Source organism: Bacillus hominis (assembly GCF_030348325.1).
Taxonomy (GTDB): Bacteria; Bacillota; Bacilli; order Bacillales; family Bacillaceae_G; genus Bacillus_A; species Bacillus_A hominis.
The window spans coordinates 739,030-753,923 of record NZ_JAUCFS010000005.1 but is presented as its reverse complement, the minus strand read 5'-3'; the positions used below and the strand labels follow the sequence as shown (position 1 = coordinate 753,923).

Below are 14,894 nucleotides of genomic sequence, written 5' to 3'. Positions count from 1 at the left end.
TAACATAAGCAAATGATGTAGTAAGGGGGGAGAAAATGTTCCGTTTATCATCTAAAAAGAAGAAAAAAGCACTCTGTTCTATTCCGGAGTTTATCCACACTATGAAAGAATCCAGTGATTTCGTGTCTTATAACGTAGTAGACGATGGAACATTGTGTTTGTTTTATTATAAATCTACAGCCGAATCACTCCTCATTAATCGATTCATTTTAACACCTATAAAAAAAGAATTAGATCACATTGAAAATATAAGTGATATAGCAAATATCGTCACACTCGAGGAAATTATCACTAACCCTTCTATTGATGATATCCGCGAAAAACTATTAAGCGGGTATGTACTAATACAACTAAAAATTGATGCTCATTCAGCAGAATATGCACTTATTCGTGCTGAAAGTTCGGTTTTAGGTACACGGTTATATAACGATACAGAGAATGAATATAGTGTCATCGGTCCAAAAGTCGGGTTCGTTGAGAATATCGATACAAATATACACTTACTTCGCCGAAATATCGTAATGGAGCAATTAGTTTTCAAAGAAGTTGTCGTTGGCTCTATATCAAAAACAAAAGTCGTAGTTGCTTACATCGAAGGCATTACAAATGAACAGCACATCAATACTGCAATGCAGCGCCTACAAGACATTGACTTTGATGTTCCTTTTGATGCAACTATGATTGAGCAGTTTATTAGCGATAACAGTAACTCGCCCTTCCCTGTTTTATTACCTACAGAGCGCTTAGATCGTTCTGTTTATGCACTCATTAATGGAGGCGTTGTTATTTTAACGGACGGTTCGCCTTATGCATTAGCTGGACCGGCGACGTTGCTTGATTTCTTCGTCTCTCCAGAAGATTATTATTTACCATGGATAGCAGGCTCGTTTCTTAGAATGGTTCGTTTTTTCGGGGCAGCATTCTCTCTATTCTCTTCAGCTATTTATACAGCTGTATTAACGTATCACTATCAAATGATTCCAGCTGATTTACTTGGTCCTATTATTTATTCTAGAGCTAATGTACCTTTCCCACCTGTTTTAGAGGCACTTTTTTTAGAAATTACAATTGAATTACTTCGCGAAGCTGGAGCACGCTTACCGACTAAAGTCGGACAAACGATTGGTATTGTTGGCGGGATTGTAATTGGACAAGCATCTGTTGAAGCTGCTTTAACGAGCACTATTTTATTAATCGCGGTTGCGTTGTCTGCGCTTGCGTCTTTTACAACACCAACAGTAAAAATGTCTTCCACCATCCGGATATTACGATTCCCTCTCATCATCTTAGCTGGAGCATTTGGCGGCGTAGGTCTTATCGTCGGATTCGTATTCATATTAGCTCATTTAATTCGCTTAAAATCACTTGGTTCACCTTATTTATTACCTTTATACCCATTCCGCGGGTTAGGAACAGCAGAAGGACTCCTTCGCTTACCATTTAGTCAAACTGCTGGGCGGGCCTCTTTTCTAAGACCAAAAAAGAAATGGCGCTATAATCCAAACGAAGCGAAAGAAAAACGTGATGGTGAGGAAAAATGAAAAATATTTTATTATGCTTTGCTATTATCGTTTTAATTTTCCAATCCGGATGTATACAACCGAATATAGTAGACACACAGCGAATTATTCATGTAGGTGGATTCGATATAACGAAGGATAAAAAATTTCGCGGGACGATTTTATATCCCGATTACACAAAAGATGTTCAATCAAAACCAGAAACTCAGTCAACTACTGCCGGCACTATTGAAACAATTTCTTCACTTCTAAATGCCAAATCACCACACACTATCGCCGTGGGACAAATGCGTGTTGCCCTATTCGGAAAATCATTTGGTGAACAAGGTATTGGTGACATTATTAACAACCTACAACGTGATCCCAATGTTGGTCGAGACGTACAACTAGCACTTGTAGATGGTTCAACCGAACATCTGCTCAAACATATTAAATCAAATGGATCACTATATTTATCTGATTTACTGGAGCAAAATATAGAAAATGAAACGATTCCACGAACTGCTTTAAATATTTTTTTATATAACTATTATTCATCAGGATGCGATCCATTTCTTCCTTATATTAAAGTGGATGAAGACAAGTCTGCCTCCATTAAGGGACTCGCTTTTTTAAAAAAGGATAAAGTGGTTATGTATACAGATAAAAAAGGATCTTTTTTATTCAAATTACTCATTGATCCAACTAAAAATGGGCGCTACGAAGTTCCAATACGTCAAGGTAAGCATAAAGGGTTAATTTCCACTCAAAACTTATCTGGAAAGAGCGTTTGCTCTATTTCGGATACTGGTAGCATCCCGAAAATTCATATTCAACTCAAATTAAATGGGCTCATAAAAAACGCTCCACCTTGGCTCGATTTAACGAAGACAGAGAATATAAAATATGTAAAAAAACATGTAGAAAAAACAATTGAAAAACATTTAAACGAATTAATAAAACAATTCCAAGAAAAAGAAGTGGATCCAATAGGTATACAAGACGAAATTCGTAGTCATTCACGAAAATGGACGATAAAACAAATTCAAGACATGTACCCTAATTTAGATGTTGCTGTTCATGTGCAAATCAATGTCGTGCAATCTGGTATCGGAGAATAGTGAGGTGTCACAATGGCTGAACAAAATAAAACAATGACTGTTTCCCCTTATTTCACATTTCTTTTATTACACTCTCTTCAAATTGGAGTAGGGGTATTAGGATATCAACGAATTATTGCACAATATGCTGGTTATGACGCTTGGATGTCCCTTATTGTTGCGGGTATTATAACTCATCTCGTACTGTTTTGTATGTTAAAAATGTTAGATAAAGATAATGATTTAATGACCATTCATACGACATGTTTCGGAAAATGGATTGGAACTTTTTTGTCTATGTGCTTTGCTGCATATCTTCTCTTATTTTGCCTAACTGTGCTTCGTACATATATTGAAGTCATTCAAGTATGGGTCTTTCCTACAATTAAGCCATGGAAATTAACGTTCTTATTTTTACTCGTGACGTATTATGTAATAAAAGGTGGCTTCCGCTCTGTAACAGGAATATGTTTTTGGGGCGTCGTAATACCGATTTTCGTAATACTTTTCTTAGTGTTCCCTATGAAATACGCACATGTCCGTAACATTTTACCGATTCTTACCCATTCACCTGTAGACATTCTATACTCAGCAAAATCATCTGCATTAGAATTTCTTGGATTTGAAGCAATTCTTATCTTTTATCCACTTATTAAAAAAGGAAAGTCACTACATAAATGGGCACACGGTGGTATTGCCTTTACAACTATTTTATACGTATTACTAGCAATCGTGTCCTTTATGTACTATAGCCAAGGGCAACTACATCATACAATTTGGCCAACATTAACGATGCTAAAAATCATTAAAGTTCCTTTTATCCAAAGATTTGAGTACATTATTATTTTTCTCTGGTTTCTTATTATTTTACCTAATCTTTGTTTAACCATTTGGTCTTCTTGTCGCATTAGTAAAACTTCCTTTCACATACCGTTTAAAATTACATTGCCATTTTTTATCGCAGCTATATTTATTTCGTCTTTATTTTTCACAAACCGTGAAAGTATCAACACATTAAATACAGTACTCTCTCAGGTTGGATTATATATTGTATACGCTTATATCCCGATTTTATTTCTATTCCATTCACTGCGATGGCGATTCAAAAATCAGTCGAAAAAATCTTCACCCAACGCACCATGATATTTGATACAATTTGGTTAATACATTTGTAAAGGGGACAAGCGAATGAAAAAGTATGTATTTTCTTTACTTGCAGTACTGAGTCTAATTCTTTCTGGATGCGGAAGTACTGGTACAAATGACAAAAAATCTTCTGAATCAAAAGAAGAGCATGATCATGCCACGCATACTCAGCAAGCTGACATTCAAGAAAAGACAAAAGGAGTCGACACACTTCCAACCTTCCTAGACAAGCTTGATCCACAAATGAAAGACATCTACACTGTCGCTGGACAAAATGCTGAACTATTAGATTGGATCCCTTGTTACTGCGGTTGTGGCGAAAGTGTAGGACATAAAAATAATAAAAATTGCTTTATTCGTGAAATCAAAAAGAATGGTGAAGTTGTTTGGGATTCCCATGCAACAACTTGTGTAAATTGCCTAGAAATCGCAGTTGAATCTGCTTCGATGAAACAAAAAGGAAAATCAACACTTGAAATTCGTAATTTTATTGATAATAAGTACAAAGAAGGATATGGGAAACCAACACCTACGCCAATGCCAAAAGCTTAAAAAACGAGGAGATACCTCGTTTTTTTCTTTTCATTCACTTTTTCTCTTAACAAATTCTTTCAAGTGTATTTCTCCTTGCTTGTCACACACTATATATAACTCCTCAGTAAGGAGGGTACACAGTGCAAACATATAACGACTATGACAAAGCTCTCTATTACACGTATTGCTGTAATTGGGATAAATTACTCGTTTTAATGGTTCAAACGAATGACCAGTTATTTTCTAAACGTATTGAACACTTTTTACACGCTTATCAATACAGTAAAGAACTACCACAAGTTGATAAACAATTGCAGCTCCTATTTCAATATATTGACCATGCATCCCAAAAGTCACATGTAGAAGAAGTAGAGCAAATTCAAATGTAAAATATAGCGCTATTCTCTCTAAGAGAATGGCGCTTTTTTGAACATTTCTATATCAATAAAAGTTTTCTTTTACAAAACTTTTATTGATAAACATATTTTCTCTTTCTTTTCTGTACTACTTCATACTATAATTTAGTATGTAACTATTATAAGAGAGGTATAAAATATGGGACGAGAAAAAAAGCAAGAATATGCTTTATTTACTGCATGGGGAGCTTCTTTTATTGCTACGCTAGGTAGCCTATACTTTTCCGAAATCATGAAATTTGAGCCTTGTGTCCTTTGTTGGTATCAACGTATTTTCATGTATCCATTCGTTTTATGGCTCGGTATTGCTGTAGTAAAAAAAGATTATCGCATTGCAAGTTATTCCTTACCAATTGCAAGTATTGGTGCTTGTATTTCTTTATATCACTATGCAATTCAAAAAATTTCAGCACTATCAGCTGCAGGAGCAGCTTGCGGACGCGTACCTTGTACGGGAGAATACATAAACTGGTTCGGCTTTGTGACAATCCCGTTTTTAGCACTTATCGGCTTTATCACAATTGCTATTTGCAGCTTTATTGTAATTAAAAACAAATAAGGAGATGAAAGAATGAAAAAAATGCTTATATTTGGCGGTATTATTATCGCTTTGTTTGCAGCAATTTTCGCTGTAACACAAATGGAAGAAAAAAGCGCATCCACAAGTCAAAGTCAAAAACTTAATAATACTACTAGTAGTCCAACAGATGGTCCTGACTACTACACAAATAAAATCTCTCTTTCAGATCTCCAAAAGAATTTAAAAGAGAAAAAAGAAGAAACAGTATACTTTTATCAAACCTCTTGCGTTCATTGCCAAAAATTATCTCCTATTGTAGTACCAATGGCTAAAGACTTGAACGTTGATATGAAAGTTATGGATATTGAAAAATTAGATGCTCCTTGGGATGAATATAAAATTAAAGGAACTCCAACAATCATTCATTTTAAAGATGGCAAAGAAGTGAGCCGTATTAGCGGGGAACAACCGAAAGACAAATTAAAAGAATGGCTTGAGCAAACGAAGAAATAACGAGAAAAGGAAACTCCTTCTATACATGAAATCCGGGTAAAATCCCACACTAATGTATAAGGAGGGGGTTTTTATGCCAGAAGTAAAATGCTCTGTTTCTAATTGCTCATTTTGGGGACAAGGTAACTTTTGTCAAGCAAGTGCGATCGTTGTTCAACCTGATGCACAAGAAGCAGATCAAATTGAAAACAGTTCGTATACAGGCGCAACTTTAACAAACGAGACGCTTGAAAGTTCTGTAACAACGAGTGTAGAAACTTGTTGTCATACATTTAAGCCAAAATATTAACAATTATTCCACCTCATATACGTGAGGTGGTTTTTTCTTTCACTCTTCTTGTTTACGTCACCTTTAATTCTCCCTATAATAAAGTTAACATTTTTATGAATACGAAGGTGGAATACTATGGCTAAAACAATTGCAGATATTGCCAAATTGGCTGGGGTTGCAAAAAGCACTGTCTCTCGTTACTTAAACGGCGGATATGTAAGTGATAAAACAAAACAAAAAATTGAAAGTATTATTCAGGAAACAAATTTCTCTCCCAACACATTTGCTCAAAGTTTAAAAGCAAAAACAACAAATTTAATTGGTGTTATTATCCCCCGATTAGACTCCTTCGCTACAATGAAAACACTTATTGGAATCGATAATACGTTACAGGAAAATAGCTATCAAATGCTTGTAGCAAATGCAAATCAAACAATCGAAACTGAAATACAAGCGATGGAAAACTTTATAAAACAAAAAGTAGCTGGCATTATTTTATTAACAAAAACTTTAACGAACGAACATCAGCAAATCATCGCTAATTCAAATATCCCTATTTTATTCGTTGGTCAAGAGTATAAAGACCAATATTGCCTCGTTCACGATGATTATGATGCCGCTTATGAGTTAGGAGCATACGTATTATCACAAGGCCATCGACATATTGCCTATTTAGGGGTAGAAAAAGATGATATTTCTGTTGGTATAAATCGAAAAAATGGTTTTCAAAAAGCAATTGAAAATTTAGAACCAACTTGCAACGTTTCTTATTACGAAACAACTTTCCGAATAGAAGATGCCATGAAGCAAGTACAACATATTTTAGATAATAATCGCCCGACTCTTATCGTATGTGCTACAGATAACATTGCTCTTGGGGCAATGAAAGTCATTCACTCCCACTCGCTTTCTGTACCAGATGATATTTCTGTAACAGGATTCGGAGGATATGATATTTCTGAAATGGTGCACCCTAGTTTAACGACAATTGCGTTTGACTACGAGTATGCAGGAAAGCTTGCCGCTACTTCTCTTTCACAGCTTGTTGAAAACAAAACTATATCAAAAATATTACACTCTCGCTATACATTAAAAATTCAAGAAAGCGTTGACAAAATTTAAAGGCGCTCTATAATAAAATTAAAACCGGTTCCACATTTTAAAAACAGGATTCTTCACATCACTTCCCTGTTTTTTATTTTAATCACTTGTGGAACCGGTTCCGTAAATAAGGAATTTATAGTAAGGGGGAATTTTTATGGATATGAAACAAATTGCAACACAAGTATTACAGAATATTGGCGGAAAGGAAAACATTGTTCGTGCTACACATTGCGCTACTCGCCTTCGTCTTGTACTAAAAGATGATACAAAAATAAACGCGCCAGAAATCGAAAACATCGATGGAGTGAAAGGTGCTTTCGCAACGACTGAACAATATCAAATTATTTTTGGAACTGGCATAGTAAACAAAGTATATGATGAATTCTCAAAACTAATTGGAAGCGCCGAACTGGATTCTACAAAATCAAGCGATATACCTAAGAAAAAAATGAATCCCATCGCCCGCCTAGCAAAGACACTATCTAATATTTTCGTTCCAATTATTCCAGCTATCGTCGCAAGCGGTTTACTTATGGGTCTACTCGGAATGTTGAAAGCGTTTAAATTAGTTCCTGGAGATCACTCACTGATCCAATTGCTTGATATGTTCTCAAGTGCAGCTTTCATTATTTTACCTATTTTAATCGGGGTTAGTGCCGCTAAAGAATTTGGTGGAAATATTTTCTTAGGTGCAGTTATTGGTGGTATATTAACTCACCCAAGCTTAACGAATCCTTGGACTCTTTCCAATGCAAAACCAACCGTTTTACATTTTCTTGGTATGGATATTGATATGATTGGCTATCAAGGCACTGTTTTACCTATTTTATTATGCGTATATGTTATGAGTATGATTGAAAAAGAACTTCGAAAACGCGTTCCGAACTCTTTAGATTTATTAGTTACACCATTCTTAACAATTATAATAACTGGCTTTTTATCACTTATTATTATCGGACCAATTGGATATAAAATCGGTGACGGTATTACGTACCTTTTAAATACAATTTATCAATTTGCAGGACCAGTAGCTGGCCTTATATTCGGTGGCCTATATTCAACAATCGTTCTTACTGGCTTACATCATAGTTTCCACGCTATTGAAGCCGGCTTACTCGCAAATAAAGATATCAGTGTCAACTTCTTACTCCCTATTTGGTCAATGGCGAACGTTGCACAGGGCGGTGCTACTTTAGCAGTTTATTTCAAAACAAAAAACAAAAAAACGAAAGAAATTGCAATTCCAGCAGCAGCTTCAGCATTTTTAGGAATTACAGAACCAGCTATTTTTGGTGTCAATTTAAAACTTGGTAAACCATTTATTGCAGCAGCTATTGGCGGCGCAATTGGAGGTGCTTACGTTGTTTGGATGCAAGTGGCGGCTAACGCATACGGTTTAACAGGCATTCCAATGCTTACAATTGTTGCACCTCTTGGCATGATGAACATGATTCACTATATAATTGGCTTCGCTATTGCAGTTATTACTGCTTTTGTTGCCACATTCATTTTATATAAAGAAAGTAAATAATAACGGGGTGAAAACCTATGTCAAAATATAAAACAATATTGCAATCCGATAAAGACGAATTACATTCTTTATATGAAATTGCAAATCAAGATTCATGGAAACCAATTTATCATATCCATCCCCCTTTTGGATTAATGAATGATCCTAACGGTGTATCATACTACAATGATGAATATCACGTTTTTTATCAGTGGTATCCGTTTGGCCCCATTCACGGAATGAAGCATTGGGGTCATGTGAAATCAAAAGATCTTATTAACTGGGAGCGTATGCCTGTAGCCATCATCCCTACTGAAAGCTATGAGTCACACGGTGCATATTCTGGCAGTGCTATCATAAAAGACGGGCTTCTTCATTTACTGTATACAGGGAATATAAAAAAGTCTGATGATTCCCGTGATGCAAAACAATGTATGGTGACAATGAATTCGCAATATACGATGACGAAATATAGTAATAATCCTATTATTGATAGAGTTCCTGACGGATATACAAAACATGTACGCGATCCAAAAGTATGGAAACATAACGATATGTACTATATGTTACTCGGTGCCCAACGCGAAAATAAAACGGGAACTCTATTACTATACAAGTCACAAGACCTATACAATTGGAATTTCCAAGGCGAAATTACAACAAACTTAAAAGAATTCGGATTCATGTGGGAATGCCCTGATTACTTCCAATTATCAGGGGAAGATGTACTCCTCTTTTCACCACAAGGAATTGAAAAAGATGGAGAAAGTTTTCAAAATGTATACAATGTCATTTACGCAGTGGGGAATTTCGATATTGAAAATTTACATTTCCATATTGATTCCTATTACGAAGTTGATAAAGGATTCGATTTTTACGCCCCTCAAACTTTAGAAGATTCTACTAGTCGTCGCCTATTGTTTGCTTGGGCAGGATCAAGTGAAATCACATATCCTTCTGATGATTATATGTGGGCTCATTGTTTAACACTTCCACGAGAATTAACATTAGAAGATAACATATTAAAACAAAAACCAGTTTCAGAACTAACAAAACTACGAACAGCAAAAAAAGAAATTTCAGGAGATATAACAACTGGACTAAACGTATTATCAACACTTGATCATGAAGACTCATATGAATTAATTGCCACTCTTAAAACAGAGGATGCGAGCAGATTCGGGCTTTCTCTCTTCCACAATGAAGAGGAATGTCTCCCAATTACATTTAATCGTGAACAAGACACTGTTTCTATAGACAGGAGCAAATTCTACCATCAATTTGGCGGAGAATATGGGTATGAACGCTGTAAAAAAATCGATATTCAAGATACGATAGAACTACAAATATTTGTAGATAAAAGCATCGTGGAAATTTTCTTATACGATGGTTCAACAGTCTTTACATCACGAGTCTTCCCGCGAAAAGACATGAAACATCATATCGCAATCTTTTCAGATGCAAAACTAAACTTTACCATTACACAGTATAAACTGGAAAGAGGGATTGTATGAGAAATGTCTTTTGTATAGGTGAACTATTAATTGATTTTGTTTGCCGAAATGCCAACGTTTCTTTAGTAGACGGCTCAGATTTCGAAAAAAAAGCTGGTGGAGCGCCCGCTAACGTTGCTGCTGCTATTACAAAATTAGGTGGACACGCTACATTTATGGGACAAGTAGGAAACGATCCATTTGGTGAGTTTCTTGAACAAACTTTACAACGTGCTCATGTTGATACTTCAATGCTCATCAAAGATAAACAAACAACACTTGCATTCGTATCCATCGATCAAGATGGCGAACGTGATTTTACTTTTATGCGTGGTGCAGATGGTGAATATCAATTTAATAGCATTGATTTATCAAAAATAAAAACGAATGATTTAATACATTTCGGTTCAGCAACAGCTTTACTATCAAGCCCGTTAAAAGAAACGTATTTCCAATTGTTACAATATGCGAAAGATAACGGCCATTTTATTTCTTTTGATCCAAATTATCGAAGTGCGCTCATTACAAATACAGAACAATTTTCTCAAGATTGCTTAACCTTTATAAAACACGCACATTTCGTAAAAGTAAGTCAAGAAGAGGCTACTATGCTCTCTAAAGAGAGTGATTTACAACAATCTGCACTCAAATTATTAAATTATGGTGCAAAAGTAGTGGCTATTACACTTGGAAAAGACGGTACCCTTCTTGCAACAAATGAAGGTCAAACTATTGTCCCTTCTATTTCCATTCAACAAGTTGATACAACTGGTGCTGGGGATGCTTTCGTTGGAGCAATGTTATATCAGATTGCCAAAATTGAACATACACGTTCTCATCATTTCAAAGATTTAACAGCGTTTATCTCCTTTGCAAATAAAGTAGGCGCTATCACATGTACAAATTACGGTGCAATTGCCTCTCTGCCATCATTAACAGATGTAAAAGCATACGATTAGTCGTATGCTTTTTTACATTCCCCTCCAAAAATCATGCATCATAAAAAAGTACAAAATAACGAGAAGGACCGTCCCGCATAAAGTAATGCGTCGATATACACTCTTCTCCCCTTCCCTCGCTTTAACAAACGCCCAGATAAATCCGAAGAACAATATTAAATCAACATATGGAACATAAAAAGAAAAGACAAGAAACGCATACAAATACACGATAAATAAACAGGTCGTTACTAAGAAAATTTTAAATGCAAATTCACTTTTCATAATGTAACCGCCTCCCAATCTGTACTGTATTATATTCAGCAAAATATAATAGTTGCTGTTTCAATTTTTTTATCCCGCGATTGGTATGGACTCATAATCAAAAAAATGAAAACACTCGAATTAAACTTCATCACAAATAAGCTACCGCCTATACACGGTAGCTATTACGGAACATTATATTTTCTTTTATATATATTACTTAAAATCGAATAAGGTAATTGCTCATAACGAATTTTTTCTCCCGTTTCATCTGCAATATACAAATTATTTCCTATATAATACATTCCATCTTTTCGTTTGGAATACACTGTATATTTTTCATTTGGCAATACCGTTTTTACTTTCGTCAATTGTCCATTTGGTTCTTGCCAATATATATTTACACGATCTACTAACGTAAGCATTCCAATTTGTTCTTCTTCCACTTTACGACCATTCCAGCTCACAACACGATAACCAAGCTTATATGCTTCATATTCAGGACTCGTATAAAACCGAGAAATAATTACTTTCGTCTGTAATTGTACCCGGTCGTATAACCATTGTATGTCCCGATCATGCATGCGAATACAACCATTCGATTCCCTGCTTCCAATCGTCCATTCCCGATTTGTCCCATGAATCGCATATTCCTTTTTATCCAGACCGAGCCACCTCGTACCGAGAGGATTATTCGGTGCACCCCCAGCTATTTTTTTACGATGATATTCTTTATTTTTATATTTAGTTATAATACAAAAATTACCTTCAGGTGTCGGGGTCCTGTCTCTTCCTGTCGTTATCGGAAATGTCCTAGTATAGTTTCCATCTTCAAAAAAAGACAGCTGATTTGTCGTAAGGTTAACTAATATTAAATGATCTGTATTAGCAAAAACGCTAGCTGGTAGGCAGAAAAATAGGATTACGATAAACCATACTTTCTTCATCTAAATCCTCCCTAGCACTAACATCATAATAAAGTGAAACTTTACTCGGTGGGGGTTTTGTCCATCCCCTACTGCGTATTAGCCTTCACCAATCGGGCATTTAAGGGCAGGTATCTCCCACCTAACTTCCTTGCATTCACCGAATTTTGAGGTAGGAGTCTTACTGCTCCCAAATAGCGGGGTAAATGCAATTAGCTTTACTTTGCTCTTATAAATGAAAACTATCCATTTACAATAACGCCCCCATTTACATGTATCATCTGTCCTGTTACATAGGCCGAATCACTAGACGCCAAATATACATATGCAGGTGCCAATTCATACGGCTGCCCAGGTCTTTGCATAGGAACATTGCTTCCGAACTGTGATACTTTTTTCTCATCAAAACTAGATGGAATAAGCGGTGTCCAAATTGGACCTGGTGCAACACCATTTACACGAATTCCTTTTTGTACAAGGGACTGAGATAGCGACCTTGTAAAAGCAACAATTGCTCCTTTCGTTGCAGAATAATCAATCAACGTTTCATTTCCTTCATACGCAACAATAGATGCTGTGTTTATAATTACATCCCCTTGCTTTAAATGAGAGAGTGCTGCTTTTGTAACATGAAAATAAGAAAAAATATTAATACGGAACGTTTTTTCTAACTGTTCCGCTGTAATATACTCTAGTCCTTGCTGCGGATATTGCTGTGCGACGTTATTCACAAGAACATTTAAACTTCCCAGCTGCCGGGCGGTCTCTTCCACAACATCTTTACAATGTTGTTCACTACTCAAATCTCCCGGCAGTAATACACAATTCACGCCTTCTTTTTCAACAAGTTGTTTCGTCTCATTTGCATCTTGATCCTCATCTAAATAAGCAATCGCAATATTTGCTCCCTCTTTTGCAAAAACGATGGACACAGCTCGTCCAATCCCGCTATCTCCCCCCGTAATTAACACATTCTTTCCTTTTAACTTTTCACTTCCTTTATAATTTGGATCTTCAAACTTTGGAAGAGGATTCATTAATGATTCAATACCAGGCTGTTTATTTTGATGTTGCGCGGGCATTGTTAAAAAGTTTTTTTGCTGCGGCATAACTTCCTTCAACTCCTTTTCTCTTATAATGTGCACAATTATAAAAACTACTTACACATTAAAAAACCGCAATTCACAAGCAACCATACGGGTAATATTCGAATTTAAGACATAAAATATGAATTGTTCTAAAGTTTTTATGCAAAACTATTGCAAAATACATAAAAAACGAATATTATATATAACTGTTGTGGAAATTATTCGTAAAAAGAAAGGATGTTTATATGTTTAACCTTTCAAAACATAAAACTTCTATTAAAACTGAAATTATGGCGGGTATTATTACCTTCTTAACAATGGCATATATTATTGTCGTAAACCCTGTCATCCTTGGTGATGCAGGTGTTCCATTCGAACAAGCATTTACAGCAACAATTATCGCTGCTGTTGTCGGAACATTATTTATGGCGCTCTTTACAAACTTACCAATCGCAATTGCACCAGGTATGGGATTAAATGCTTACTTCTCTTACTCTGTTGTAAAAGCTCATGAAGGCATGACTTTCGCAATTGCATTCTCTGCTGTATTCGTAGCAGGTATGATTTTAATTTTGTTATCATTTACATCATTCCGTACAAAATTAATGGAAGTAATTCCTGAAAACTTAAAACATGCACTTACTGCTGGTATCGGTCTTTTTATCGCTTTTATCGGTTTACGCTTAACAGGAATTGTAACCCAACATGACTCTAACTTAGTTGGACTTGGTGATCTTCATTCCCCTCCTGTTTTACTAGCATTAGCTGGCCTTGGAATTACAATTATCCTTATGTCTTTAAATATAAACGGGGCACTATTTATCGGAATGTTATTAACTGGGATTATCGCTTACTTCACAGGTCAATTAACATTTTCAAATGGCGTTACGTCAATACCTGGATTACCAGAAGGAATTATCGTTGCAAATCCAATTACTGCTGTATCTGATGTAATTAACTACGGATTATACGGCGTTGTGTTCTCATTCTTCCTTGTGACACTATTTGATACAACAGGTACATTGCTTGGCGTTGCACAACAAGGCGGATTTATGAAAGACGGAAAGCTTCCAAAAGCAGGACGAGCTCTTCTATCTGACTCATTCTCAGCAACAATTGGAGCTATGTTCGGAACAACACCATCAACAGCTTACATTGAATCATCTGCTGGTGTTGCAGCTGGTGGACGTACTGGTTTAACAACCGTTACAGTAGCTGTACTATTTGCAGTAGCAGCATTCTTCGGACCTTTAGTGAGCGCTGTTTCTGGCGTATCAGCTATTACAGCACCATCATTAATTATCGTTGGTAGTCTTATGATGGGTTCAGTTCGATATATTGATTGGGACACATTCGATGAAGCATTCCCAGCATTTTTAGTAATCTTAAGCATGCCACTTACATCAAGTATTTCAACAGGGATTGCACTTGGATTTATTTCATACCCACTTATGAAAGTGGCAAAAGGACAATTCCGCGCTGTTCATCCACTTATATATTTATTTGGAATTTTGTTTGCTTATCAATTGGTATTCTTACCACATTAAAATCCCTCTTTGTGAGGGATTTTTT

At 35.8% G+C, this 14,894-nt stretch carries 16 protein-coding genes; 13 read left to right on the top strand and 3 right to left on the bottom strand.

Features of this window, described 5'->3' with window-relative positions; all coding sequences use genetic code 11:
• The first annotated feature begins 35 nt into the window (after positions 1-35).
• The 12 genes from QUF93_RS06320 (at position 36) to QUF93_RS06265 (ending at position 11,065) form a co-directional block, all read left to right on the top strand.
• Positions 36-1,541, top strand: coding sequence for a spore germination protein (locus QUF93_RS06320; RefSeq protein WP_289358175.1), 1,506 nt, complete (start codon positions 36-38; stop codon positions 1,539-1,541).
• Positions 1,538-2,620 carry a spore germination protein GerYC gene (gene gerYC, locus QUF93_RS06315; protein ID WP_289358174.1) on the top strand — a complete coding sequence of 361 codons (1,083 nt, stop codon included), beginning with the start codon at positions 1,538-1,540 and terminating at the stop codon, positions 2,618-2,620. The genes QUF93_RS06320 and gerYC overlap by 4 nt, the downstream gene beginning before the upstream one ends.
• 12 nt (positions 2,621-2,632) lie before the next feature.
• Positions 2,633-3,742: a GerAB/ArcD/ProY family transporter gene (locus tag QUF93_RS06310; protein ID WP_289358173.1), complete on the top strand. Its 1,110-nt coding sequence runs from the start codon at positions 2,633-2,635 to the stop codon at positions 3,740-3,742.
• A gap of 45 nt (positions 3,743-3,787) precedes the next feature.
• Entirely contained in the window at positions 3,788-4,297 is a 510-nt protein-coding gene (locus tag QUF93_RS06305; RefSeq protein WP_289358172.1) for a PCYCGC domain-containing protein, read from the top strand.
• Between the two features lie 122 nt (positions 4,298-4,419).
• On the top strand, positions 4,420-4,668 hold the full coding sequence (locus tag QUF93_RS06300) for a YhdB family protein (RefSeq protein WP_128283120.1): 249 nt from the start codon (positions 4,420-4,422) through the stop codon (positions 4,666-4,668).
• Positions 4,669-4,834: 166 nt separating this feature from the next.
• On the top strand, positions 4,835-5,254 hold the full coding sequence (locus tag QUF93_RS06295) for a disulfide formation protein C (RefSeq protein WP_002150462.1): 420 nt from the start codon (positions 4,835-4,837) through the stop codon (positions 5,252-5,254).
• A gap of 12 nt (positions 5,255-5,266) precedes the next feature.
• Complete coding sequence (locus QUF93_RS06290; RefSeq protein WP_289358171.1) at positions 5,267-5,728, top strand: thioredoxin family protein; 462 nt, start codon at positions 5,267-5,269, stop codon at positions 5,726-5,728.
• A 73-nt stretch (positions 5,729-5,801) separates the two neighbouring features.
• Complete coding sequence (locus QUF93_RS06285) at positions 5,802-6,017, top strand: DUF1540 domain-containing protein (RefSeq protein WP_001115399.1); 216 nt, start codon at positions 5,802-5,804, stop codon at positions 6,015-6,017.
• A gap of 117 nt (positions 6,018-6,134) precedes the next feature.
• Complete coding sequence (locus QUF93_RS06280; RefSeq protein WP_289358170.1) at positions 6,135-7,121, top strand: LacI family DNA-binding transcriptional regulator; 987 nt, start codon at positions 6,135-6,137, stop codon at positions 7,119-7,121.
• A gap of 136 nt (positions 7,122-7,257) precedes the next feature.
• Positions 7,258-8,634, top strand: coding sequence for a sucrose-specific PTS transporter subunit IIBC (locus QUF93_RS06275; protein WP_289358169.1), 1,377 nt, complete (start codon positions 7,258-7,260; stop codon positions 8,632-8,634).
• 17 nt (positions 8,635-8,651) lie between these two features.
• Positions 8,652-10,127: a glycoside hydrolase family 32 protein gene (locus QUF93_RS06270; protein WP_289358168.1), complete on the top strand. Its 1,476-nt coding sequence runs from the start codon at positions 8,652-8,654 to the stop codon at positions 10,125-10,127.
• Entirely contained in the window at positions 10,124-11,065 is a 942-nt protein-coding gene (locus QUF93_RS06265) for a carbohydrate kinase family protein (RefSeq protein ID WP_289358167.1), read from the top strand. Before QUF93_RS06270 ends, QUF93_RS06265 begins: the two co-directional genes overlap by 4 nt.
• A 12-nt stretch (positions 11,066-11,077) precedes the next feature.
• On the opposite strand, the gene QUF93_RS06260 is transcribed toward QUF93_RS06265, so the two are convergent.
• The 3 genes from QUF93_RS06260 to QUF93_RS06250 all read right to left on the bottom strand — a co-directional run bounded on the left by QUF93_RS06260 (position 11,078) and on the right by QUF93_RS06250 (position 13,343).
• On the bottom strand, positions 11,078-11,329 hold the full coding sequence (locus QUF93_RS06260; RefSeq protein WP_002116347.1) for a hypothetical protein: 252 nt from the start codon (positions 11,327-11,329) through the stop codon (positions 11,078-11,080).
• 164 nt (positions 11,330-11,493) lie between these two features.
• A complete protein-coding gene (locus QUF93_RS06255) occupies positions 11,494-12,255 on the bottom strand; it encodes a L,D-transpeptidase (protein ID WP_289358166.1) in 762 nt (253 codons plus the stop codon).
• A gap of 221 nt (positions 12,256-12,476) precedes the next feature.
• Positions 12,477-13,343: an SDR family oxidoreductase gene (locus QUF93_RS06250; protein ID WP_289358165.1), complete on the bottom strand. Its 867-nt coding sequence runs from the start codon at positions 13,341-13,343 to the stop codon at positions 12,477-12,479.
• Positions 13,344-13,567: 224 nt separating this feature from the next.
• Between QUF93_RS06250 and QUF93_RS06245 the strand changes: the two genes are divergently transcribed.
• The gene (locus QUF93_RS06245; RefSeq protein WP_242213553.1) at positions 13,568-14,869 is read left to right on the top strand and encodes an NCS2 family permease; all 1,302 of its coding nucleotides are present in this window, start codon (positions 13,568-13,570) and stop codon (positions 14,867-14,869) included.
• Positions 14,870-14,894 lie beyond the last annotated feature (25 nt).